Annotated in this window: 20 protein-coding genes and 1 riboswitch; of the genes, 11 read left to right on the top strand and 9 right to left on the bottom strand. The window is 73.4% G+C overall.

The annotated features are described in order from the left end of the window. Positions 1–33: 33 nt before the first annotated feature. The gene (eccCb, locus tag SNOUR_RS34210; RefSeq protein WP_067354835.1) at positions 34–4,410 is read left to right on the top strand and encodes a type VII secretion protein EccCb; all 4,377 of its coding nucleotides are present in this window, start codon (positions 34–36) and stop codon (positions 4,408–4,410) included. 227 nt (positions 4,411–4,637) lie between these two features. Continuing rightward, on the top strand, positions 4,638–5,399 hold the full coding sequence (locus tag SNOUR_RS34205) for a GNAT family N-acetyltransferase (RefSeq protein ID WP_067354834.1): 762 nt from the start codon (positions 4,638–4,640) through the stop codon (positions 5,397–5,399). On the opposite strand, the gene SNOUR_RS34200 is transcribed toward SNOUR_RS34205, so the two are convergent. Both SNOUR_RS34200 and gad read right to left on the bottom strand, forming a co-directional pair. Next, positions 5,386–6,129, bottom strand: a complete 744-nt coding sequence (locus tag SNOUR_RS34200) for a DUF4389 domain-containing protein (protein WP_067354833.1) — start codon at positions 6,127–6,129, stop codon at positions 5,386–5,388. The two genes, SNOUR_RS34205 and SNOUR_RS34200, sit on opposite strands and share 14 nt — an antisense overlap. 153 nt (positions 6,130–6,282) lie before the next feature. Further along, on the bottom strand, positions 6,283–7,731 hold the full coding sequence (gene gad, locus SNOUR_RS34195) for a glutamate decarboxylase (protein WP_067359015.1): 1,449 nt from the start codon (positions 7,729–7,731) through the stop codon (positions 6,283–6,285). A 429-nt stretch (positions 7,732–8,160) separates the two neighbouring features. On the opposite strand from gad, the gene SNOUR_RS34190 reads away from it, so the two are divergent. Continuing rightward, a complete protein-coding gene (locus SNOUR_RS34190; RefSeq protein ID WP_067354827.1) occupies positions 8,161–9,201 on the top strand; it encodes an alcohol dehydrogenase catalytic domain-containing protein in 1,041 nt (346 codons plus the stop codon). Positions 9,202–9,314: 113 nt separating this feature from the next. Here the strand turns inward: SNOUR_RS34190 and SNOUR_RS34185 are convergent, their stop codons facing one another. Beyond that, a complete protein-coding gene (locus tag SNOUR_RS34185) occupies positions 9,315–10,271 on the bottom strand; it encodes a helix-turn-helix domain-containing protein (RefSeq protein ID WP_067354824.1) in 957 nt (318 codons plus the stop codon). A 70-nt stretch (positions 10,272–10,341) separates the two neighbouring features. Between SNOUR_RS34185 and SNOUR_RS34180 the strand changes: the two genes are divergently transcribed. The 4 genes from SNOUR_RS34180 to SNOUR_RS34165 all read left to right on the top strand — a co-directional run bounded on the left by SNOUR_RS34180 (position 10,342) and on the right by SNOUR_RS34165 (position 14,248). After that, on the top strand, positions 10,342–10,686 hold the full coding sequence (locus SNOUR_RS34180; RefSeq protein ID WP_067359014.1) for a cupin domain-containing protein: 345 nt from the start codon (positions 10,342–10,344) through the stop codon (positions 10,684–10,686). Between the two features lie 388 nt (positions 10,687–11,074). Further along, positions 11,075–12,088: an ATP-binding cassette domain-containing protein gene (locus SNOUR_RS34175; RefSeq protein ID WP_067359013.1), complete on the top strand. Its 1,014-nt coding sequence runs from the start codon at positions 11,075–11,077 to the stop codon at positions 12,086–12,088. Further along, positions 12,085–12,882, top strand: a complete 798-nt coding sequence (locus SNOUR_RS34170; protein ID WP_067354822.1) for an ABC transporter permease — start codon at positions 12,085–12,087, stop codon at positions 12,880–12,882. The genes SNOUR_RS34175 and SNOUR_RS34170 overlap by 4 nt, the downstream gene beginning before the upstream one ends. Before the next feature lie 94 nt (positions 12,883–12,976). After that, the gene (locus SNOUR_RS34165; RefSeq protein ID WP_079143044.1) at positions 12,977–14,248 is read left to right on the top strand and encodes a cytochrome P450; all 1,272 of its coding nucleotides are present in this window, start codon (positions 12,977–12,979) and stop codon (positions 14,246–14,248) included. 88 nt (positions 14,249–14,336) lie between these two features. Here the strand turns inward: SNOUR_RS34165 and SNOUR_RS34160 are convergent, their stop codons facing one another. Then, a complete protein-coding gene (locus tag SNOUR_RS34160; RefSeq protein ID WP_067354820.1) occupies positions 14,337–14,849 on the bottom strand; it encodes a GNAT family N-acetyltransferase in 513 nt (170 codons plus the stop codon). A 134-nt stretch (positions 14,850–14,983) separates the two neighbouring features. Next, positions 14,984–16,396 (bottom strand): DUF5685 family protein, encoded by a 1,413-nt coding sequence (locus SNOUR_RS34155; protein ID WP_067354818.1) that lies wholly within the window; start codon positions 16,394–16,396, stop codon positions 14,984–14,986. Positions 16,397–16,726: 330 nt separating this feature from the next. On the opposite strand from SNOUR_RS34155, the gene SNOUR_RS34150 reads away from it, so the two are divergent. Next, a complete protein-coding gene (locus SNOUR_RS34150; protein WP_067354817.1) occupies positions 16,727–17,170 on the top strand; it encodes a hypothetical protein in 444 nt (147 codons plus the stop codon). A gap of 7 nt (positions 17,171–17,177) precedes the next feature. Here SNOUR_RS34150 and SNOUR_RS34145 read toward each other — a convergent pair whose 3' ends face one another. Continuing rightward, on the bottom strand, positions 17,178–18,047 hold the full coding sequence (locus SNOUR_RS34145; RefSeq protein ID WP_067354815.1) for a bifunctional 5,10-methylenetetrahydrofolate dehydrogenase/5,10-methenyltetrahydrofolate cyclohydrolase: 870 nt from the start codon (positions 18,045–18,047) through the stop codon (positions 17,178–17,180). Positions 18,048–18,074: 27 nt separating this feature from the next. Continuing rightward, positions 18,075–18,162, bottom strand: a riboswitch (ZMP/ZTP riboswitch). Positions 18,163–18,231: 69 nt separating this feature from the next. Next, complete coding sequence (locus tag SNOUR_RS47530; RefSeq protein ID WP_174717925.1) at positions 18,232–19,290, bottom strand: hypothetical protein; 1,059 nt, start codon at positions 19,288–19,290, stop codon at positions 18,232–18,234. Between the two features lie 175 nt (positions 19,291–19,465). On the opposite strand from SNOUR_RS47530, the gene SNOUR_RS34135 reads away from it, so the two are divergent. Continuing rightward, positions 19,466–19,864 carry a hypothetical protein gene (locus SNOUR_RS34135; RefSeq protein ID WP_067354808.1) on the top strand — a complete coding sequence of 133 codons (399 nt, stop codon included), beginning with the start codon at positions 19,466–19,468 and terminating at the stop codon, positions 19,862–19,864. 94 nt (positions 19,865–19,958) lie between these two features. Here the strand turns inward: SNOUR_RS34135 and SNOUR_RS47525 are convergent, their stop codons facing one another. Together SNOUR_RS47525 and SNOUR_RS34125 are read right to left on the bottom strand one after the other, a co-directional pair. Then, entirely contained in the window at positions 19,959–20,432 is a 474-nt protein-coding gene (locus SNOUR_RS47525) for a hypothetical protein (protein WP_174717924.1), read from the bottom strand. A gap of 152 nt (positions 20,433–20,584) precedes the next feature. Continuing rightward, positions 20,585–21,214 carry a TetR/AcrR family transcriptional regulator gene (locus SNOUR_RS34125; protein ID WP_067359011.1) on the bottom strand — a complete coding sequence of 210 codons (630 nt, stop codon included), beginning with the start codon at positions 21,212–21,214 and terminating at the stop codon, positions 20,585–20,587. Between the two features lie 141 nt (positions 21,215–21,355). On the opposite strand from SNOUR_RS34125, the gene SNOUR_RS34120 reads away from it, so the two are divergent. Together SNOUR_RS34120 and SNOUR_RS34115 are read left to right on the top strand one after the other, a co-directional pair. Next, positions 21,356–22,546 (top strand): cytochrome P450, encoded by a 1,191-nt coding sequence (locus SNOUR_RS34120; protein ID WP_067354806.1) that lies wholly within the window; start codon positions 21,356–21,358, stop codon positions 22,544–22,546. Continuing rightward, a complete protein-coding gene (locus SNOUR_RS34115) occupies positions 22,543–22,770 on the top strand; it encodes a ferredoxin (protein WP_376738557.1) in 228 nt (75 codons plus the stop codon). The genes SNOUR_RS34120 and SNOUR_RS34115 overlap by 4 nt, the downstream gene beginning before the upstream one ends. The last annotated feature ends 133 nt before the right edge of the window (positions 22,771–22,903 follow it).

The following is a 22,903-nucleotide window of genomic DNA, read 5'->3' as shown; positions in this document are numbered from 1 at the left end:
CCGGCCTGGCGCGGCGGTCCGCGGGAGCGTCCCGTGGGTGACCGCCGCGCCCTGCTGATCGCCACCGAGCGCTATCTCGACGACTCGCTGCCCCAGCTGCGGTCGCCGGTCCACGACGCCCGCAAGTTGGCGACGCTCCTCGAAGACCCCGACATCGGCCAGTTCGACTCCGTGCAGGTTCTGGTCGACGAGTCCAAGGCGGTCATCGAGGAGGCCGTGGAACGGCTCTTCATGGACCGCGAGGTCGACCTCGCCCTGGTCTACCTGTCCTGCCACGGGCTGAAGGACACCCGGGGGCGGCTGCACTTCGCGACCGTGCGGACCAACCGCGAGATGATCCGGGCCAGTTCGGTCTCGGCGGAGTTCATCAAGGAGTCGATGGAGTACAGCCGGGCGCGGCAGAAGGTCGCGCTGCTGGACTGCTGCTTCTCCGGCGCGTTCGGGATGTCCAAGGGCGATGCGGAACTCGACGACATCCCCCGGCAGTTCGTGGACCATCGCGGCAGCTATGTGATCACCGCCGCCAACTCCGTCCAGGAGGCCGTCGAGGACGAGACCCCGGGCGGCGGCCCCGCCGCATGGAGCTCGGTCTTCACCCGCGCCGTGATCGAGGGCCTGCACACCGGCCGGGCCGACCTCGACGAGGACGGCTGGGTCACGGCGCAGGAGCTGTACCAGTACGTGTCCGACACCGTGGCCCGCACGCACGAGCAGAAGCCCACCTTCTTCGGCAGCGACATCCAGGGCGGCAGCCGACTGCGGCTGTCCAAGGCGTCCCCGCACGCGCACCGGCCGTTCCCGGGCCTGACCGAGACCGACGGCCCAGCCCCGCTCGCCACCATGGACCAGCTGCTGCCACCGCTGGTGGTGACCCACGACCGCGGCCTCATGCCCGAGACGTGGCGGGACAACGGCCGGCTGGTCACGCCGATAGGCCGGTCGCACCGGGCCGAGGGCCGCCGGGTCCAGACCCACTACGTGGACCTCTCCGGGGGCGCCGGGCACGTGGCCGTGGCCGGTGGGCCGCGCAGCGGCAAGACCCTGCTGCTGCAGACGCTGGTGACCTCGCTCGCGCTGACCCACACCCCGCACGAGGTCGAGTTCCACTGCATCGACTTCGGCGGTGGCGGGCTCCGTCGGCTCAAGCACCTCCCGCACGTCCGCGGCTTCGCCCAGCGTCAGGACCCGGACGGGGTGCACCGGATGGTCGCCCAGGCGGTGGCGCTCAACACCCGCCGGGAGAACGACTTCGAACGGCTGCCGGCGATCGACTCCATCGAGGCGTACCGCGGCGCGCGGGCCCGCGGGCAGCTCGCCGACCAGCCCGTCGGCGACCTCTTCCTGGTCGTCGACGGCTGGCCGGAGTTCGCCGAGAACTTCCAGGACCTCGCGGTGGCACTGCGCGGCATCGGGGCCACCGGCCTGCGCCACGGGGTGCACCTCGTGCTGAGCACCTCCCGCTGGCCGGCGGTCCCCCGGCCGCTGCTGGAGGTGATGCTGAGCCGCTTCGAGCTGGCACTCAGCTCCCCCGACGAGTCGCTGATCCACCCGGAGCTGGCCGCCCGGCTGACCCCGGCCACGCCCGGGGTGGCGCTGTGCAACGACCGGGCCGAGAAGCGGTACGTGCACATCGCGCTGCCGCGCACCGACGGGGTCTCCGCGGTGCACGACCTGGCGGCGGCCGCCGCGGAGCTGGGCGCGCGGGCCCGCGGCGGCTGGGCACGGTTCGCGACGGCGGAGCCGGTCGCCGCGGCCCGCGCGGACCGGGACGAGCTGTCGTTCGTCGAACTGCTGGAGATCGGCGATCCGGGGAGCTTCGAGGTGTCCCGGCTGTGGCGGCGGCGGCGCCCGCCCGAGGAGCGGCTGCGGGTGCCGATCGGGCTCGGGCAGGACGGCCGGCCGGCCTTCCTGGACCTCAAGGAAGCCGCCCAGGGCGGGATGGGCCCGCACGGCCTGTGCGTGGGCGCCACCGGTTCGGGCAAGTCCGAGCTGCTGCGCACCCTCGTGCTGGCGCTGGCCGTCACCCACTCCTCCGAGGACCTGAACTTCGTCCTCGCGGACTTCAAGGGCGGCGCGACGTTCGCCGGGATGGCGGAACTGCCGCACGTGGCGGCGGTGATCACCAATCTCGCCGACGACGTCGCCCTGATCGACCGGATGCGGGACGCGCTCACCGGCGAGCTCCAGCGCCGGCAGGAACTGCTGCGCTTCGCGGGGAACCACCCCAATCTCACCGACTACGAACGGGCCCGGGCCGCGGGGGCGCCCCTGGAGCCGATGCCGTCGCTGGTCATCGTGGTCGACGAGTTCAGCGAGCTGCTGGCGGCCAATCCGGACTTCATCGAGATCTTCGTCCAGATCGGCCGGATCGGCCGCTCCCTCGGCGTCCACATGCTGCTCGCCTCGCAGCGCCTGGACGAGGGCCGGCTGCGCGGCCTGGACAGCCACCTGTCGTACCGGATCGGGCTGCGGACGTTCTCCGCGGCGGAGTCGCGGGCGGCGATCGGGGTGCCGGACGCCTACCACCTGCCGAGCACGCCGGGCGCCGGCCTCCTCCGGTACGGCAGCGAGGCCATGATCCGGTTCAAGGGCGCGTACGTCTCCGCCACCCACCGGGCGCCCGGGAAGGACGGGGCGGCCGTGGGCCACGCTGACGCACCCTTCGAGAGCGTGCTGGACGTCCTGGTCGGACGGCTGATCGGCCAGGGCCCGGTGGCGCACCTGATGTGGCTGCCACCGCTGGACGTGCCGCCGACGGTCGACCAGATGTTGCCGCCGCTGGCGGTCACCGCCGAGCGCGGCCTGCACGCGGCCTCGTTCGCCGCGTCGGGCCGGCTGGCGGTGCCCGTCGCGGTGGTCGACGCGCCGTTCGCGCAGCGCCGCGAGGTGATGTTCCTGGACTTCACCGGTGCGGGCGGGCACGGGCTGTTCGTCGGCGGCCCGCAGAGCGGCAAGTCGACCGCGCTGCGTACGACGATCGCCACGTTCGCGCTCACCCACACCCCGCGCGAAGTGCAGTTCTACTGCGTGGACTTCGGCGGGGGCGGGATGCTCGACCTGGCGGAGCTGCCGCACGTCGGCGGGGTCGCCTCGCGGCTGGAACCCGACCGGGTGCGCCGTACGGTCGCCGAGGTCGCCGGCCTCCTGGAGCGCCGCGAGGAGTTCTTCCACGCGCACGGCATCGACACGATGGCCACCTACCGGCAGCGCCGGGCCGCCGGGGAATTCCCGGAGGAGGCGTGGGGCGATGTCTTCCTGGTCGTCGACGGCTATTCCTCGCTCCGGTCGGACTTCGAGGAGCTGGAGGGCACCCTGCTCGACCTCGCCGGGCGCGGTCTGGCCTTCGGCGTCCATCTGGTGCTCAGCGCCTCCCGGTACAGCGAGCTCCGGCCGGCGCTGCGCGATCTGCTGCTCAACCGGGTCGAGCTGCGGCTGGGGGATCCGCTGGAGTCGGAGATCGACCGGCGGCGGGCGACCAACGTGCCGGCCGACCGGCCCGGCCGCGGTCTGTCGCCGGAGCGTCTGCACTTCCTCACCGCGCTGCCCCGGGTGGACGGCGTCACCGAGAGCGACAACCTGGGCGTCGCGCTGGGCGAGCTGGCCTCGACGGTGCGTGCGCACTGGTCGGGTCCGGGGGCGCCGCCGGTCCGGATGCTGCCGTCGATGCTGCCGGCCGCCGAGCTGCCGGCGGTGGTGGGCGCGTCGGGCGGGCGCCCGCCCGGTATCCCGTTCGGCATCGACGAGGTCGCGCTGGCCCCCGTCCACGTCGACTTCGAGAGCGATCCGCTGCTGGTGGTCTACGGCGAGACGGAGTCGGGCAAGTCGTCGCTGCTGCGACTGCTGACCCGGCAGCTCGCCGCGCGCCATCCGGACAAGGAGGCGCTCATGGTGGTCTCCGACTACCGCAGGTCGCTGCTGGGCGACCTGCCCGACGCCCACGTCGTCGAGTACTGCGCCTCGGCGCCCCGGCTGAAGGAGGCGGTGGCCGGCCTCGCCGAGACGCTGGGCCGTCGGATGCCGGGGCCGGACGTCACGCCGGAGCAGCTGCGCAACCGCAGCTGGTACGACGGGCCGGACGCGTTCGTGATCGTCGACGACTACGACCTGGTGGCGACCGGCAGCGGCAACCCGCTGCAGCCGCTGCTGGAGTACCTGCCGTTCGCCCGTGACCTGGGTCTGCGCCTGATCCTGGCGCGCAGCACCGCCGGCGCCGGCCGGGCGGCCTTCGAACCGGTGCTGCAGCGCACCGTGGAGCTGGGCGCGCAGGCCCTGCTGTTCTCCGGCGACCCCGCGGAGGGCGCGCTGGTCGGCCCGTACCGCCCGGTGAAGCTGCCGCCGGGGCGGGCGCGGTTCATCACCCGTAAACGGGGTGTTCAGCTGGTGCAGACGGCCTGGCTACCGGGCGGTTAGGACGCGCCGGAGGCGGCTCGGGAGCGGCTGACGTGGGCTGATTTGCCCCGGGCCGGGGGCGGTGTGCGACAGTGGGCCCTCCGGTCGGCCGGGCGCTTCGCCGTGTGCGGCGGTGGCCGCCGGAATTCTGACATTCCCCATCCCCGAACGACGGTTCAGGCCGCGCCGTGCGCGGATCCTGCCCGTACGTCCGCCCCTCCCCGAGCGATTTCTTCCCCCCGAGAGCGATGCAGGCGACGACTCTTCTCCCCCGGACCACGGACCTGTTCACCCAGGGCCTGGAGTCGCAGAGCGGCTCCGCGCTGCTGCGTTTCGGCGCCGCGCGACCCCGCCCGGCCGGCCGGATCAGCTGGTCCGGCGAGGGTGCGGTTGCCTGGCTCGACGAGCCGCGCGGCCATCTCTGGAGCGTCGGCGAGCCGACCGCGGCGGCCGGTCTCGTCCTTCGCGCCACCCATCGACTCCCGGACGCGGTGCGGGAGTTCACCGCGCCGCGGGGCACCGAGACGCTGCTCGGTCGGCACCTTGCGGTGACCGACCCGATCGCCTGGGACTTCCGGTGGACGCTGGCCGAGCCGCCGGCCCATCCGGCGGAGGAGCGGGTGGTCCCGCTGGACGAGACGCACCACGACGAGCTGCTCGCCTTCCTCACCGAGCACAGCCCGGCCCACTCCACCGGGCCCGGCTCCGCGGACGTCAGCCTGTGGACCGGGATCCGTGGCACGGACGGCCGGCTGGTGGCGTGCGGAGCGCTGAGCAGCCTGCGGGACAGCGGCGCCCCGCTGATGGCGTCGGTCGCCACCGACGCGGCCCAGCGCGGCCAGGGCCTGGGGGCGGCCCTGACGTCGTGGCTGACCCGCTACGCCGTCCGCCGGTACGGCTTCTGCACCCTGTGGCAGCTCGCCGACAACACCCCCGCCGACCGGCTCTACACCCGCCTCGGCTACCGCGACGAGGACCCCTGCGTGGCCGGGCGGCTCAGCGGGCACTGACCGCCGGGGCGCGGCCGCCGGGCGGCCGGTGGTGGCGGTTGCGCAGGTAGTTCTGCAGGCGCCCGCCGCGGCGGGCGGCGTGCTCGGGCCGCAGCGGCGGGAGGGCGTCGGTCAGGAAGAAGAGGTAGGCCAGGACCTGTATCGCCCAGCGGTCGAAGGCGACGAGGCTGCGGAACTGGCTCCGCGGGTAGTGCCCGGTGCGGAGCAGCGCGGCGGCCGGTGAGCTGAGGACCAGGATCGTCAGGGCCACCAGCGCCAGGACGGCGGACAGCCCGCCGATCCACCACACGAGCCGGAAGACCAGGCCGACGAGCGCCACCAGCAGGAGCTGCGGGAGGGCGCGCAGCCGCGACAGGAGCAGCCCCGGGCCGCGGGGCAGGTGCTCGGGGCGGTCGATGAAGAGGCGGGCGGGGTAGTCGGGGACCGCGCCGAGGGTGAAGGGCGGGTAGCGGTCGGTGGCCAGCGCTCCGTAGGAGTAGTAGGCCACGCGCCAGGCCCAGCGCAGCACGCCGGTGGAGTAGAGGAACAGCCACCGGGGGTAGCGCCCGGTGAAGAAGATCACCGGGAACGCCAGCGCGGTGGCGATCAGCAAGCCGATGCCCAGGGCGGTCAGCAGGAAGTGGTGCGGCAGGAGGAGCAGCCACTTCACCGCCCAGAGCCAGCGGGACAGCGGCTCGTCCAGGTCCGCCTCGACCCGTACCGGCCGGTACTCCGCGGCGATCGTCGACATGGCCGTCAGCTCCCTTCCGCCACCGTGGCCGGATCCGGCCGGAGCACCCCCTCCCCACCAGCGTGACCGAGTCGGGCCGGTTTGGGCAGGGGCTGTGGACGACGGACCTGCGCCCCCGGCCCGGCGCGGCGGCCGGTGCGTGACCGACCGCGGTCAGTCGCGGACCGTCTGCTCCGGGATGACCGGGCGGCCGGCCTGCTTGTTCTCCGCGCCGTGGGCGAAGCCGCCGGCGTCGGCGGCGTCGCGGTGCGGGCGCTGCTGGGCCTGCAGGCGCGGCAGGACCCGGCGGAGGTCCTCCAGGAACAGGTCGCCGAGGTCGTGGCCGAAGCCGTTGCGGACGACGACGCGGAGGGCCGCGAGGTCGGTGCGGTTGGCGGGGAAGGTGTAGGCGGGGACCTGCCAGCCGCGTTCGCGGAGCGCGGCGGAGACGTCGAAGACGGTGAAGTTGGTGACGTCGTCGCTGGTCCGGAAGGCGAAGACGGGGAGTTGGCTGCCGTCGGTGAGCAGCGTGAACGGTCCCATCCCGGCGATCTCGGCGGCGATCCGGGTGGCGACGTCCCGGCTGGTCTGCTGGACGGCGCGGTAGCCCTCGAAGCCCAGGCGCAGGAAGTTGTAGTACTGGGCGATGACTTGGGCGCCGGGCCGGGAGAAGTTCAGCGCGAAGGTCGGCATGTCGCCGCCGAGGTAGTTGACGTGGAAGACCAGGTCCTCGGGGAGCGCGTCGGCGTCCCGCCACAGGGCCCAGCCGACACCGGGCATCACCAGGCCGTACTTGTGGCCCGAGGTGTTGATGGAGGCGACCCGCGGGAGCCGGAAGTCCCAGACGAGTTCGGGGTCGAGGAAGGGCGCGATCATCGCGCCGGAGGCGCCGTCGACGTGCAGCGGGACGTCGATGCCGGTGCGCTCCTGGAGGTCGTCGAGGGCCGCGGAGATCTCGGCGACCGGTTCGTAGGCGCCGTCGAAGGTGGAGCCGAGGACGGCGACGACGCCGATGGTGTTCTCGTCGCAGAGCTCGACGGCCCGCTCCGGGGAGAGGATGAACCGGTCGCCCTCCATGGGCACGTAGCGCGGCTCGACCTCGAAGTAGTTGGCGAACTTCTCCCAGCAGATCTGGACGTTGATGCCCATCACCATGTTGGGGCGCTCGGTGGACCTGCCCTCGGCGCGCCGGCGCTGCTGCCAGCGGCGCTTGAGCGCCAGCCCGGCGAGCATCGCCGCCTCGCTGGACCCGGTCGTCGAACAGCCCACCGCGGCATGGGAGTCGGGGGCGTGCCACAGGTCGGCGAGCATGTGCACGCAGCGCGCCTCGATCTCGGCGGTCTGCGGGTACTCGTCCTTGTCGATCATGTTCTTCTCGGCGCACTCGGCCATCAGCCGCTGGGCCTGCGGCTCGGCCCAGGTGCTCACGAAGGTGGCGAGGTTGAGCCGGGCGTTGCCGTCCAGCATGAGTTCGTCGTGGACGATCTGGTAGGCGGTGTCGGGGTCCATGCCGTCGGCCGGCAGCTCGTACCGGGGGACGTGGACCGGCTGCCGGCTGAAGACCGGGTTGACGGCGAGGTTGCGGCTGGCGTCGCGGTGCTGGTGCGGGCGCTTGAGTGGCATGGTGAGCGTGTCCTTCTCGGGTACGTGCCGGGCCGTGCGGCGGACCGGCCCGGCCGACCCTCCCGCCCGGCCGGGCCGGTCCACACGCGGCGGTCAGGGTAACGGGTGCGACTGTGCGGGAGCGGCGGGGTGCGGCGGGCACAGGGCTACTTCCCGCCAATCCGGTCACGTTGGACGCGTTTCTCCTCCCGGGCAACACCCTCGCCTCCTTCGATCGGCGCCGCACCGGCCCCCACCCACGGTGACCCCTCCGCCACCAACCGCCGCCGCCCGCTCGGCGCGCGTGATCGGCCCGGAGCTGGTGTGCTGGTGACAGGAGGCCGTTGCACCAACGCGTCACAGCGCCGGCAGGTGGCAGAGCCGACGGCACGTGGCGCGACCGCGCCGGCAGGTCCGGGCGGCCGGCACGTCCATGTGGGAGAGATCCAGATGAGCAGCTACCGAGTCGCGCAGGTCGGTGCCGTCGGCGCACCCTTCGAGATCGTCGAGCGGGCGGTGCCGCGGCCGGGACCACGGCACGTCCGCATCGCCGTGGACGCCTGCGGGGTCTGTCACAGCGACGCCATGTTCGTCGACGGCGTGCTGCCGGGCGTCCACTTCCCGGTGGTGCCCGGTCATGAGATCGCCGGCCGCATCGAGGAGGTCGGCGAGGGCACGGACAACGGCTGGAAGGTGGGCGACCGGGTCACGGTGGGCTGGTTCGGCGGCAGCTGCCACCACTGCACGCCCTGCCGGCAGGGCGACTTCATCGTGTGCGAACAGCTGAAGGTGCCGGGCTGGGCGTACGACGGCGGGTTCGGCGAGCAGGTGATCGCCCCGGCCGATGCGCTGGCGCGGATCCCCGACGGCCTGGCGGCGGCCGACGCGGGCCCGATGGCGTGCGCCGGGGTCACCACCTACAACGGGCTGCGGCGCAGCTCGGCCCGGCCGGGCGATCTGGTCGCCGTACTGGGCCTCGGCGGCCTGGGGCACCTGGGCGTGCGGTTCGCCGTCGCCATGGGCTTCGAGACGGTCGCGATCGCCCGCGGCGCCGACAAGGCGGACTTCGCCAAGCAGCTCGGCGCGCACCACTACGTCGACAGCACCGCCGGCACCGCCGTCGCGGACGCGCTGCAGTCGCTCGGCGGCGCACAGGTGGTGCTGGCCACCGCCGCCAACTCCGCCGCCATCACCGCGACCGTGGACGGCCTGGCGCACCGCGGCGAACTGGTGGTCATCGGCGCGGACACCGAACCGCTGCGCCTCACCCCCACCCAACTCCTGATGCGCGCAAGGGTCGTCCGCGGCCACCCCTCCGGCACCGCGCAGGACGTCCAGGACACCCTGGAGTTCTGCGTCCTCCAGGGGATCCGCCCGATGATCGAAACCATGCCGCTGGACAACGTCAACGAGGCGTACGGGCGGATGCTCTCCGGGACGGCACGGTTCCGGATGGTGCTCACCCACACGGAAGCCGGCCGCGCGCACTGACGCCGGCGGCCACGCCCCGTGCGGCGGCCGACCGCGACGCCGTCCACGAAGGCGACCAGGGCCCGCAGCAGGGGCCGAGGTCGCGGGAGACCGCCTCCCCCCGGTGCGTCGCGCTACGCCGCCGCCCGGAACGCCCGGCGATAGGCGCCCGGCGTCGTCCCCAGGGCGCGCAGGAAGCGTCGGCGGAGGTTGGTGGCCGAGGAGAGGCCGACGCGGCGGGCGACGGCGTCCAGCGGGAGGTCGGTGGACTCCAGGAGTTCCCGGGCCGCGGTGATGCGCTGGGCGAGCAGCCACTGCCCGGGGCTCGCGCCGAGTTGGTCGGTGAAGCGGCGGGCCAGCGTCCGGGCCGATACGCCCTCGTGCGCGGCCAGTTCCTCGACCGTGAGCGGTTCGTCGAGCCGGGCGGTCGTCCACTCCAGGAGCGGCGCCAGCGAACCGTCCATCTGGACGGGGTGCGGTGGGGCCGTGAACTGGAGCTGACCGCCTTCGCGATGCGGCGGCATGACCATGCTCCGGGCGACCTGCGCCGCGTAGCCGGCCCCGTGGTCGGCGCGGACGAGGTGCAGGCACAGGTCGATGCCCGCCCCCGAGCCCGCGCTGGTCGCGACGTCTCCGTGGTCCACGTACAGCACGTCCGGGTCCACCCGGACGGCCGGGAACCGTTCGGCCAGTTCACCGGCGCGCGCCCAGTGGGTGGTCGCCCGCCGCCCGTCCAGCAGCCCGGCGTGCGCCAACGCGAAGGCGCCGGAGCAGATGCTGACCACCCGCGCCCCGCGGTCGTGCGCCCGGCGCAGCGCCCGGACGACGGCGGGTGACGGCGGCTCCTCCGGAGGCAGCCACCCGGGGAGGACGATGGTGTCCGCCCGGTCGAGCACGGTCAGCCCGTCCGGCACGAGCATGTCGTACCCGGCGAGCGTGGCCACCGGGCCGGGGTCCTCGGTGCACACCCCGAAGACGTACCGGACCGCGACCCCGCGCCGCTCGATCCCGAACACCTCGGCCACACAGCCCAGTTCGAAGGTGGACTGCGGCGGGCGGACGAGTGCGACGACACGATGGACGGCAGGCATGGCAGAAAAGTACCTCAGGATGTCATTCCTGACACTCGGCCGGTCGGCGCCGACCGACGAGGCTGTCCGCATGGCTACGAAAGAGAACGCAGGAAACGGACAGGCCGGCTACGTGTGGACCGCGCTGGCGGACGCACCGGTGCACGAGATCTTTCCCGGCATCCGGTCCCGTCCCCTGTGGAGCGCGGAGAACGGCGCCAAGGCCCAGGTCCTGGAGATGGATCCGCAGACCTGCTGGGAGGGCATCGACGTCCACGAGCCGGGCCCGGAGGAGGTGTTCGTGGTCTCGGGCGTCTTCAACGACGGCGAACGGGACTATCCGGCCGGCTCGTTCATCCACGCGCCGGCCGGATCCTGGCACGTCCCGCAGACGACGACGGGCTGCACGCTGTTCGTCTTCTACCCGGAGGGCTAGGGCCTGTCCGACGCCCGTCGAGGCGGCCGGGCTCGCCCCCGCGAGGCCGGCGACCAGGCCGCGACGATGACGGCAGCGAGCGCACGACCTGCGACGCCACATCTGACGTCATCATGGCACCACGCATAGCGCCGGCCGCGCCAACCACCCACGCCGGGCACACATCACAGGCACCACAAGGCACCCCACTCCGACCACCATCCACCTGACGCCGACTCACACACCCAGGACGCACCCAGGTCACACCCCACGAAAGCCCCGACAACGCGACACGATCGCCCGCTCGACGCCATCACGGCACACATTTGACGCCAGCACTCTCGCAGTGGCGCCACATGTGTGCCATGATGGCGTCATGGACCTCACGCCTCATGCGGCGTCCGCCGCCATGACCTCGACCCTCCGCACCCCCACCCGCCCCGCGGCGATCTCGGCCGTCGGGCTCGCCAAGTCCTACGGCGACAAGGTGGTGCTCGACGGGATCGACCTGACCATCCCCGAAGGCACGGTCTTCGCCCTGCTGGGGCCCAACGGCGCAGGCAAGACCACCACGGTCCAGATCCTCTCCACACTCCTGTCGGCGTCCGCCGGCCAGGTGCGCGTGGCGGGCCACGACATCACCCGCGAACCCGACGCCGTGCGCACCGCGATCGGCGTGACCGGCCAGTTCGCGGCGCTGGACAACCTCCTCAACGCCCGGGAGAACCTCCTCCTGATGGCGGACCTGCACCATCTCGACCGCCGCGAAGGCCGTCGCCGCGCCGCCGAACTGCTGCGCCGCTTCGACCTCACCGACGCCGCGACCAAGCCCGTCGCCACCTTCTCGGGCGGTATGCGCCGCAAGCTCGACCTGGCGATGACCCTGGTCGGCGACCCTCGCATCATCTTCCTGGACGAGCCGACCACCGGACTCGATCCGCGCAGCCGCCGGACCATGTGGGAGATCATCCGCAGTCTGGTGGCCGACGACGGCGTGACCATCTTCCTCACCACCCAGTATCTGGACGAGGCCGACCAACTCGCCGACCGCATCGCGGTCCTGGACCGCGGCAAGCTGGTCGCCGAGGGCACCGCGGACGAGCTCAAGCGCCGGATGCCCGGCGGTCACATCCGCCTCCAGTTCGCCGGCCTCGACGGTCTGGAGTCGGCCGCCGCCCTCTTCGGCGCCGCCACACCGGACCGCGACGCGCTCTCCCTGCAGATCCCCGGCGACGGCCGGATCCCCACCGTGCGCGCCGTCCTCGACGCCCTGGACACCGCGTCGCTGCAGGCCGAGTCCCTCACCGTGCACACCCCCGACCTCGACGACGTCTTCCTCGCCCTCACCGGCCGTCCGCAGCACGACGAGCGGTCCCCGCGGACCCGCCGGTCACCCGACTCCCGGATGGAGAACGCCCGATGAGCACCCCCTCGTACGCGCTGCGCGACTCGATGACGATGCTGCGGCGCAACCTCAAGCACGCGCGGCGCTATCCGTCCATGACGATCTCGATCGTCGCCATGCCCATCCTGATGATGCTGCTGTTCGTCTACGTCCTGGGCGGAGCGCTCGGCAGCGGCATCGGGCTCCCGAACGGCGCGGACGACCGGAGTGGGTACATCAACTACCTCGCGCCGGGGATCATCCTGATGGCGGCGACCTCGGGCGCGGTCGCCACCGCGGTGTCGGTGTGCACCGACATGACCGAGGGAATCATCAACCGCTTCCGCACCATGCCGATCTCGCGCGGTTCGGTGCTCACCGGTCATGTGGTCGGCAGCGTCGTCCAGACCATGGTCAGCCTCACCCTGGTCATCGCCGTCGCACTGGCCATCGGTTTCCGCCCGCACGCCACCCCCCTCGACTGGATCGCCGCGATCGGCCTGCTCGCCCTGCTGACCTTCGCCCTCACCTGGCTGGCCGCCGCGATGGGGCTGGTGGCCAGGACCGTCGAATCGGCGAGCAACGCCCCGATGCCGCTGACCTTCCTGCCCTTCCTGGGCAGCGCCTTCGTCCCGCCGGAGTCCATGCCGGCCGGAATCCGCTGGTTCGCCGAGTACCAGCCCTTCACCCCGATCAACGAGACCGTGCGGGGCCTGCTGACGGGCACGCCGATCGGCAACAGCGGGATGGCCGCCCTCGCCTGGTGCGTCGGCCTCGCCCTGGCCGGCTACGGGTGGGCGCGCATCGCCTTCCGCCGCCACGCCAAGCGCTGACCGGGCCCGACGACTCCGCCGCGCCCCGGGCACGCCACACCCCGACCACTCCACGCGACCATCCAACTGCGTTGCACACGGAAGGACTTGACCCATGTCACACGAACCCGCAACCCCCACGACGTCTTCGGCACCGTCGGCGCCCTCGTCAGCGCCGGCCGCGCGGCCGGCGCGGGAACCGCTCACCGAGCTGCCGATCACCCGCCCCGCGGGATGCCCCTTCGCCCCGCCCGCCGAACTTGCGGAACTGCGCGAGGAACAACCGCTCCGCCGGATGCGCTACCCCGACGGGCACCTCGGCTGGCTGGCCACCGGGTACTCCGTGGCCCGTGCGGTGGCCGCCGACCACCGCTTCAGTTCGCGCTACGAGCTGATGCACATGCCGTTCCCGGGCACAGCGGCCGTGGAGCTCCCGCCGGCCACGGTCGGCGACCTGACCGGCATCGACCCGCCGCACCACACCCGCTACCGGCGGCTGCTCATGGGCAAGTTCACGGTCCGTCGGATGCGCGAGCTGACCTCACGCGTCGAGCAGATCACCGCCGAGCACCTGGACGCCATGGAGCGACAGGGCCCGCAGGTCGACCTGGTGAAGGCTTTCGCGCACCCCGTTCCGGCGCTGATGATCTGCGAACTGCTCGGAGTGCCCTACGCCGAACGCGCGCGCTTCCAGCAGCACGCCATGACCGCGTCCAGCACGGAGGGGTCGGTGGAGGAGCAGTACGCCGCCATGGCCGCGCTCCAGGAGTTCGTCGGGGAGCTGGTGCGCGCCAAGCGCGCCCGGCCCACCGACGATCTGCTCAGCGACCTGACCGGCACCGACCTCACCGACGAGGAGCTGGCCGGCCTCGGGAGCTTCCTCCTGGGCGCGGGGCTGGACACCACCTCGAACATGATCTCGCTCGGCACCTTCGCCCTGCTGACCCATCCGGACCAGGCCGACGCCCTGCGCGCCGATCCCGGTCTCGCCGAGCAGGCGGTGGAGGAGCTGATGCGCTACCTCACCATCGCCCACACCGGGGTCCGGGCGGCGCTGGAGGACATCGAGCTGGAGGGGCAGTCGATCAGGGCCGGGGAGTCGGTCACCGTCTCCCTCCAGGCCGCCAACCGCGACCCGCAGCGCTTCCCCGACCCGGACCGCCTGGACCTGCGGCGCAAGGCCACCGGCCATCTCGCCTTCGGGCACGGCATCCACCAGTGCCTGGGCCAGCAGCTGGCCCGCGTCGAGATGCGCGTGGCCTTCCCCGCGCTGCTCACCCGCTTCCCTACGCTGCGGCTGGCCGTGCCGCCGCACGAGGTGCCGCTGCGCAACGACCTCTCCATGCACGGGGTGCAGCGCCTCCCCGTCACCTGGGACGCCGCGTAGAGCCCGGCTCCGCCCGGTGTCCGGGATGTGCCCGTCCGCGGCCGGCGGCCGGGCACGCCCCGTCGGCACACCGGACCCTGATGGACCGTCAGACCCCGAACGCCGCCGCGTACCGGATCACTCCGCTCGGCACGGCGTGGGACGCGTCCAGCACGAGGGCCATCAGCGCCTCGTCGGGCACGTCGAACGGGGCCCGGATGCCGAAGCGGGACGCCGGGACGAAGCCGAACCGCGGGTAGTAGTCGGAGTGACCGAGGACCACCACCAGGCCCTCGCCCTGCGCCCGGGCGGCGTCGAGCGCGGCGCGGATGGCGGCCGCCCCGGCGCCCCGGCGCTGGTGGGCCGGCAGTACCGCACACGGAGCCAGCGCCAGCGCGGGCCGGCCGTCGATGTGGCAGCGGGTGAGCAGGGCGTGCCCGGCGGGGGTGCCGTCCGGCGCCCGGGACACCAGGGAGAGGCCGTCGATCCAGGCTTCCGGGTCCGCGCGCAGGGCGTCCACCAGGTCGGCCTCCTCGGCTGAGGGGAACGCCGCGAGGTTGATCCCGCGGATCGCGGCGGCGTCCTCGGGCGTCTCGGAGCGGGTGGTCCAGGTGGTGCTCACGACAGTTCCGTTCTGGGTGCGGGGCCGACGACCGGCGCGATCCGGCGCCACGGTCCGAGGGCGCGGTGACAGGGGCCCGACGGTAACACTCCCGTCGCGGACCCCACCCCTGCTTTTCCCGCGCGCCCCGCCGCTCAGCAGTCGCAGCAGCCACAGCCATCGCAACAGTCACAGCTGTCGCAGCAGCAGCCGCAGCCGTCACCGCAGTTGCAGCAGTCGCAACAGTCGCAGCTGTGGCAGCAGCCCTCGCGCGTCTTGCGCGACCACGGCCCCTCGAACTCCGACGCGCAGCAGACCTTGCAGGTGCAGCACAGCCCGATGGCCACCGCGCAGCCCGCCCAGAAGCCGCGCGGCTTCTTCGGCGGCTGCGGGAAGTGCGGCGACCGGCCGTCGCCGCCGCCCGGTCCGCCGTCCCCGCCGCCGTAGCCACCGCCCGAGCCGCCGGGCGGAACCGGCCCGCCGCCGGCCGGGGCCTGCGGGACGTTCAGATGCTGCTGACCACCGGCGTACGGACCGCCGACCGGCGGCTGCCCGTACGGGGAACCCCCGTTGGGCACGCCCCCGTTCCCGTACGGGTTCCCGTAGGGATTGTTCCCGTAGGGATTGTCGGCATAGGGATTGTTGGCGTACGGGTTCCCGCCCTGCGGGTCGTAGGGGCCGGGCGTCGCGCCGTGGCCCTGGTGGGAGCAGGACGACGTCCCGAAGGCGCGGTCCACCGAGCGCCGCAGTTCGTGCACCAGCAGCACATGGACCAGGGCCGAGTCGGTGAACTCCACGTCGCGCAGCGCCAGTCGGATGCCGTGCAGTGCGTCGTCGCACAGCCGGCGGGCTTCGGCCAGGCCGGCGCCGGTGGCGGTGATCGGGTTCCAGGCGCCCTCGGCGGCGTCCGCCGCACGGTCCTCCACGGCGTCGAGGAGGTGGGCCAGTCGACCGAAGAGCCGGCCGGCCTCGGCCAGCGGCGCGGCGTTGCCGGGCCGGCCCGCCAGCACCGCGGTGTGTGCGAAGGCCGCGGCGGTGGCCGTCTCGGTCGGCTCGGTGATCACCGTCAGCAGCGTCCCCGGGCCGGCCAGTTCCTCGATGCCCAACTGCCGGTCCACCGCGTCGACGAGGACGGCGGTGTCGAAGCCGAGCGCGGCGCCGGTGCGGGCCCCGGCCCGGTCCCAGCCCGCGGCGACCCGGCGCGCCGCGGCGGCCATCGGACGGCGGCGCAGCACCCCGTTCCCGTCGGCGACGTGGTCACGGATCTTCGCCGAGGCGAGGACGAGGGACACCGACGCCGCGAGGCGCGCGCCCTCCCCCTGGGCGACCGAGGCGGTCCGCATCCCGCGCAGGGGGCAGGGGCCGGCGGTGCGGCGTCGGAGTTCGGTCCGGCCGGACTGGGCGTCGGTCAGCACCGAGACGATCAGGCCGTCGTAGTTGGTGACGATCCGTGCGAACTGGCCGTGGTCGGCGCGCAGCGCCAGACACAGGCCGCACAAGTGGGCCATCCACTCGGTCTTGAGCCCTTGGGTCAGCCGATGGGAACAGGGCCTGACGATTCCGAACATGTAAGAGCAAACCCCCCGTATGACATGAGCATGAGCCGGCAGCTGCGGCGGCAGGGAATGCTACCCACCGGGCCCGTGACCTGCGCGCACACCCCGCGCGCGGGGCAACACCCCAGGCGCCGAACCAGCATCGAACCGGCATCACGCCGAGCCCCGCACCGGGCCTCACCCTGACCGGATCAACCCGCCCACCCCCGCCGCCGTTCACTCTTTCTGCTGATACCACCGGGCCGCCCCGCCTGAGAGCATGACGGCGCCACCGCGCGGACGACCGGGCCGCGCCCGCGCCCGGCTCTCGACCGACGGTCCTCTTCCGGCATTTGGAGTCCCATGAAGGCGACGAGGTATCTGGCCGCGGCGTGCGCCGCGAGTGCGGCACTGGGCATGGGAACGGCCTCCGCCACGGCGCCGGCCGCGCCGGGCCCGGCCCTCCCCCGTGCGGTCCGGGCCACCCCGGCCCACGGCGTCCTGCTCGCCGACGCGGACAACGGCCGGACGCTCACCGTGCACACCGGGGACGTGATCGAGGTCCGGCTCACCGGTGAGCGCACCGGCGGCACGACCTACGCCTGGAGCGCTCCGGTCGCCGGCGGCACCGCGGTGCTCCGGCGCACGGCGGCCGGCGTGACACCGGCCGGCGGCACCACCGGACGCTTCGTCGCGGCCGGACGGGGCACCGCCACGCTCACCGCGCGGCGGACCTGTCACGCCTCCCCCGGCTCGCTCTGCGCACACCATGTCCTGCTCTGGAAGGCCACGGTCACGGTGGCGTGATCGGGCCTCAGCCCGCCGCCCCCAGCTGCCGGGTGGCCGCGTCGACGGTCTGGGTGAGCAGGGTGGCGATGGTCATCGGGCCGACACCTCCGGGCACGGGGGTGATCAGGCTCGCGACCGCCGCCGCGGACGGGAAGTCGACATCGCCGACGTTGCCGGGGTTGTAGCCGGCGTCGATGACGACGGCTCCGGGCTTGAGCTGGTCGCCGTGGAGGAAGCGGGGACGGCCGACCGCGGCGATCAGCACATCGGCCTCCCTGGTGTGGGCGGCGAGGTCGGTGGTGCGGGAGTGGCAGTAGGTGACGGTGGCGTCGCGGCCGAGCAGCAGCATCCCCACGGGCTTGCCGAGGATCGCGCTGCGCCCGACGACCACCGCGTGCTTGCCGGTCAGATCGACGTCGTAGTGGTCCAGGAGGTGCATGATGCCGCCGGGGGTGCAGGACGCGAAGCCGTCCATGCCGAGGCTCATCGCGGCGAAGGAGTGCGCGGTGACCCCGTCGACATCCTTCTCGGGGGCGATGGCCTCGAAGGCCGCGCGCTCGTCGATGTGCGGACCGACCGGGTGCTGGAGCAGGATGCCGTGCACACCGGAGTCGTCCGACAACTCGCCGATGGTGTCGACGAGTTGGGCGGTGGTGGTGTCGGCGGGCAGCGCGATGTGCCGCGACTGGACGCCGGCCTCGGCGCAGCGGTTGCGCTTCATCCGGACGTAGGTGACCGAGGCCGGGTCGTCGCCCACGAGGACGGTGGCCAGGCACGGCGCCCGGCCGGTGCGCGCGGCGAGTGCCGCGGCGCGCTCGGCGGCCTCCCCGACCATCCGACGGGCGAGCGCGCTGCCGTCCATCAGGCGGGCGGTGGGGGACGTGGTCTGCGACATGGCGCCTCCTGAGCGTCGTACGTCGTACGGGATCGCCCAGGCGCACGGCATTGGCCGAAGTGGCCGAGCCGCTTCCCGGTGGTACTCCACCCAAGCGCCAGTCACGGCTCGCGCACCACTTTAGGCGATGACCGGGAGACGGTGGGAACGGGTGTTCGCGGGCGGCGGCGCGGGCCGCCCGGGGTCAGGGGAATTGTTGCCCCGGACTGGAGGTGTACGGCGCGCTGGCGGCCTCCCATTGGCTGAGGATGCCGTCCCAGTCGTGCTGGGCGACGGTGACGGCGCTGGGATCCCAGGTGGGCGCCGCCGCCACCGGTGGCGGTGGGGATGACCAGGCGGCGTGGGCCTCCTGTGGCGTCCAGGAGGCATAGGGATCCTGTGGCGCCGCCCACGCGGCGGGGTGGCCGGGCGACGCCCAGGTGGCGTGCGGCTCGTACGGGGAGTGGGGCGGTGGAGCCTCGGTGCGGGGCTGGTGGCCGGCGTCGGCCGGGGCGGTGGGTTGGGCGTCGGCCATCCGTCGGTGGCGGCCGATGCGGTCCGGTGCCGTGGGGCGGGCGGTGTGGGACTCGGCGGCGAGTTGGTGGGCGCGGGCGGCCAGGATCGCCACGTCCAGGCCCAGTTCGGCGGCGAGCGCCGAGAGGTCGGCGCCGGTGTGGTGACTGTGCACCAGGACCGCGTCCAGCGCCGGTGACCAGGCCGGTTCGGTGACGGGCGGGGGCGTGGGGGCGGGCGGCGGCATGGGCGCGGGCGCGGCCGGGCGCGGGGGGATGCGGGTGGCGTCCGGCGGGGCGGCCGGGGCGACGGGGATGGTGGACGCGCTGCCCGCGGTGGTGGCCCGGGGCCAGCCGTTGCCGATCGCGGCTGCGGCGGCCGCGGCCGCGGCGGCCGCGGCGGCCGGCGAGATGGACCGGTTCTGCTCCGGCCGCTCCGGCCGCTCCGAGGTGTCGGCCCGACGGGCGGCGCGGCGCTCCCTGGCGGACTCGTCGAGCAGGCTCTTGGCCACCGCACGGGCGTCGTCCTTGCCGACCGTACGGCGGGCCAGGCGCACTTCGCGGGCGTCGAGGCCGAGCAGATCGGCGACCACCTCGTCGCTGCCCACGGTCACCGCGAAGGCGGCCAGGGTCCGCGAGCGGCGGGCCTCGGCCTCGTCGAGGAGTCCTTGCGTCCGGCGGACCTCGTCATCGCTGATGCAAAACGCCTGTGCGAGTACCGCGTGGCGCTCCCACAACTCCCTCGGTTCCATGTCAGCGTCAACGCCTTTTGGCCGGTGTTGGTCCGGTTCTCAATGAGAGATCACTGTAAGAGGTGATATTCCCTGCATCGCGCGCAGTGCTTTGGGATGTTATGAGACGGGGTATGCGGGGCCGACCGGGCGTATCCGCAGTGACCGATCGTCGGGACGCATCGTTTCAACGGCCATGAGTGTTCCCTCATCCGTCACCGTTGCCGGCCATGGCCGAACCGCCTTCGTCCCCCGCCCTCCGATGGACCCGTCCCTGCCGCCCGGCACGGAGGTCGCACCCGCGCCGCCGCGGATCAACGCCGAGGTCGTCCGGCAGACCCCCGTGTACGCGGGGCTGGTGCAGATCTGGACGGAGCGGTGCGCGACGGTGCCCGGGGTCGCCGATCCCGAATGGCAGCGACTGGTGTCCTACCGGGCACTGATGGAGGAGACCGAGATGGCGCTGACCGCGCTGCGGCCGCACCGGGCGCCGGACGTGCTGCCGCCGCGCCGCACCCTTCCGGTGCCGCCGGCCCGGTACGCGAGCGAACTGACACCGGTGCACGGCGGATTGCGGCCGCTCGCACACCCGTGACGGCACGGCCGGGGAGGGTGGCGCCTCCTCATGCCGGTGGGCCCGGGTGCCGGACCCGGGCCCACTGGGGTGGCGACGCGCTGGAACTCGACGACTAGAGCAGCCCGAGGAAGTCGAGGCCGAGGAGGCCGTGCCGGCCCAGGCCGTCGGCGAGGCGGGCCGACTCCTCGCGGCCGTCGTCGTCGCGCCGACCCGAGTCGCCGCGGCGCCCGCCGTCGCTACGGCGCCCGGAGTCGTCGTCGCGCCGACCCGAGTCGCTGCGACGGCCGCCGTCGTCGTCGCGGCGGCCGTAGTCGTCGTCCCGGCGGCCGTAGTCGTCGTCGTAGCGACGGTGCTCGCTGCTGCGCCCGTAACCGTCGTCGTAACGGGCGCGCCCGTGCCGGCCTTCGTGGCTGCCGCCCTTGCCGTGGTGGCGGGCCGGCTTGGCGTGGCACCGGCTGTGGGCGGGGCACAGCGTGGTGTGCGCGCTGCTGGGGGTCGTCGCGGTGGCGGCGCCCGCCGCCGGGACCACCAGGGTGGCCGCGGCGAGGCCGGCCACCGCAAGCCCGCGAGGAATCGAACGAAGCATTGTTCCACCTTTACTCAGCTGGGCAGAAAAGGAACATTCTGCTGCAATCGCGACAATAGGTCGGCCATCCAGCCCTGTGCGGAGACCCGCCGGAGGGTCACCGGAACGCAGCACCGGCCGCGCCACCCCGAGCACATCCCTGCCGCACGGCGTCACTCCGCCTTCGGCAGTCCTTCCAGCAGGGTGCCCAGGGCCTCCCCGACCAGGCGCGAGACGGTGTTCGGATCGGCGCTGGCCAGTGGCTCCTTTCCGACCACCACGCGCATCAGGCCGATGCCCAGCAGCCAGGACAGCGCCAGATCGCCGCGCAGCGCGCCGTCCTCGGCCCGCGAGAGGGTGGCCAGCACCTCGGCGTACTCGTCGCCAAGTCCCCGCAGCGCCTCGGCGATTTCGTCGCTGCCGCCGATGGAGCGGAGGCAGACCTCCAGCGACCGGTCGGCGCCGGGGCCGCGGCCCTCGGCGAGCATGCCGCGCAGTGCGACGTCGAAGAGTCGCTCGGCGGGGGTGCTGCGCAGCTGCTCCTGACCGCCGCGCGCCATCACCTCGCCGAACAGCGCCTTCTTCGACCCGAAGTAGCGGAACAGCAGGGCCTGGTTGACGCCGGCCCGGGCCGCGATGTCGCGGACCGTGGCGCGCTCGTAGCCGCGTTCGGCGAAGAGTTCCGAGGCGGCGTCGAGCAACAGCCGCCGGGTGCCCTGTGCGTCCCGGCGCTGCTCGCCGGCGCCGCCCCGCCGGGCCTCCCCCGCCGGCCGCGCCGCGACCTCCCGCGTTGCCTCCCGCATCGCCACTCCCCTTTCCGTCGGTCCGTCGGATGACCACCGTGGCCCGCCGTGCCGGCCATGACGACGGCCACAATCCATCGTTGACCGCCCCGAGCGCACGTCCTACCGTTGTAAGCAGGTGCTTACACAAGGGAGGTCACCGTGACCACAGCCGGCACAGCACCCGTCTCCTACCCCTTCAATATCGCTGAGAGCCTCGATCTTTCGGCAGAGTACGAGCGGGTGCGCAGTCGCCCCGGTCTTCTCAAGGTCAAGTTGGCATACGGCGAGCCCGCCTGGCTCGTGACGCGGTACGCCGAGGCCCGGTTCGTCCTGGGCGACCAGCGCTTCAGCCGGGCCGAGAGCGTCAAGCACGACGAGCCGCGGCAGTCCGAGGGAAGCCGTGACAGCGGCATCCTGAGCATGGACCCACCCGATCACACCCGACTGCGCACCCTGGTCGCCAAGGCGTTCACGGTCCGTCAGGTCGAAAGACTTCGGCCACAGGTCAGGGAGCTGACCCGGGAGCTGCTCGACGAGCTGGAGGCGGCCGGGCCGCCGGCCGACCTGGTCGACCGGTACGCCCTGCCCATCCCGGTGGCGGTCATCTGCCGGCTGCTGGGGGTGCCGACCGAGGACCGGCCGCAGTTCCGGGCCTGGAGCGACGCCGCCCTGTCGACGAGTTCCCTGACGGCCGAGGAGTTCGACGCCAATCGCGAGGAACTCCGGGCGTACATGGGGAAGTTGATCGCGCAGCATCGGAAGCATCCGCAGGACGACCTGATGACCGCGCTGATCGACGCGCGCGATGTCGACGACCGGCTGACGGAGCTCGAACTGGTCGATCTGTGCGTCGGCATCCTGGTCGCCGGGCACGAGACCACCGCCACCCAGATCCCCAACTTCGTACTGGCGCTGCTGGACCACCCGGAGCAGCTGGCCCTGCTGCGGGAGCAGCCCGAGCTGATCGGGGGCGCCGTGGAGGAGTTACTGCGGTTCGTGCCCCTGGGGAGCGGTGCGGGTCAGGCGCGGTACGCCACGGAGGACATCGATGTCGGGGGCACGCTGGTGCGGGCCGGCGAGCCCGTACTGGTCGCGGTGGGCGCGGCCAACCGCGACGCGCTGCGGTTCGACGCCCCGGGGAAGCTGGACATCCAGCGGACCGGCACCCAGCACCTCGGCTTCGGGCACGGCGTCCACCACTGCCTGGGCGCGCCGCTGGCCCGACTGGAGCTCCAGGAGGCGCTCTCCGCGCTGATCACCCGGTTCCCCGGGCTGCACGTGGCCGGGGACATCGAGTGGAAGACCCAGATGCTGGTGCGCGGTCCGCGGGTCCTGCCGGTGGGGTGGTGAGCGCGGTGACGTGGAAGGTGGAGATCGATCCGGGGCTGTGCATCGCCTCGGGTTCCTGCCCGGCGATCGCACCGGAGCTGTTCGCGCTGGACGGGCCGCGCGCCCGGGCGGTGCGGGAGGAGATCCCCGAGGACGAGCGGGCGTTGGACGCGGCCGAGGTGTGCCCGGCGATGGCCATCACGGTGCGGGACGCGTCCGGGCAGGTGATCGGCCCCCTGCCGTAGCGGGATCCGGGGGCAGTCGGCGGGGCGCGGCCGGGGGCCGCGCCCCGCTGCGCGCGCCCGGGCGCCGATCGGGCCGCGGGAGTCGCGGTCCTGACGGTCGGCCAGGAATCCGGGTGGGCGAACTCGGCGCGCA

Origin of the sequence: Streptomyces noursei ATCC 11455, assembly GCF_001704275.1 — a bacterium.
Classification (GTDB): Bacteria; Actinomycetota; Actinomycetes; order Streptomycetales; family Streptomycetaceae; genus Streptomyces; species Streptomyces noursei.
This window is presented reverse-complemented; position numbering and strand designations above follow the sequence as displayed.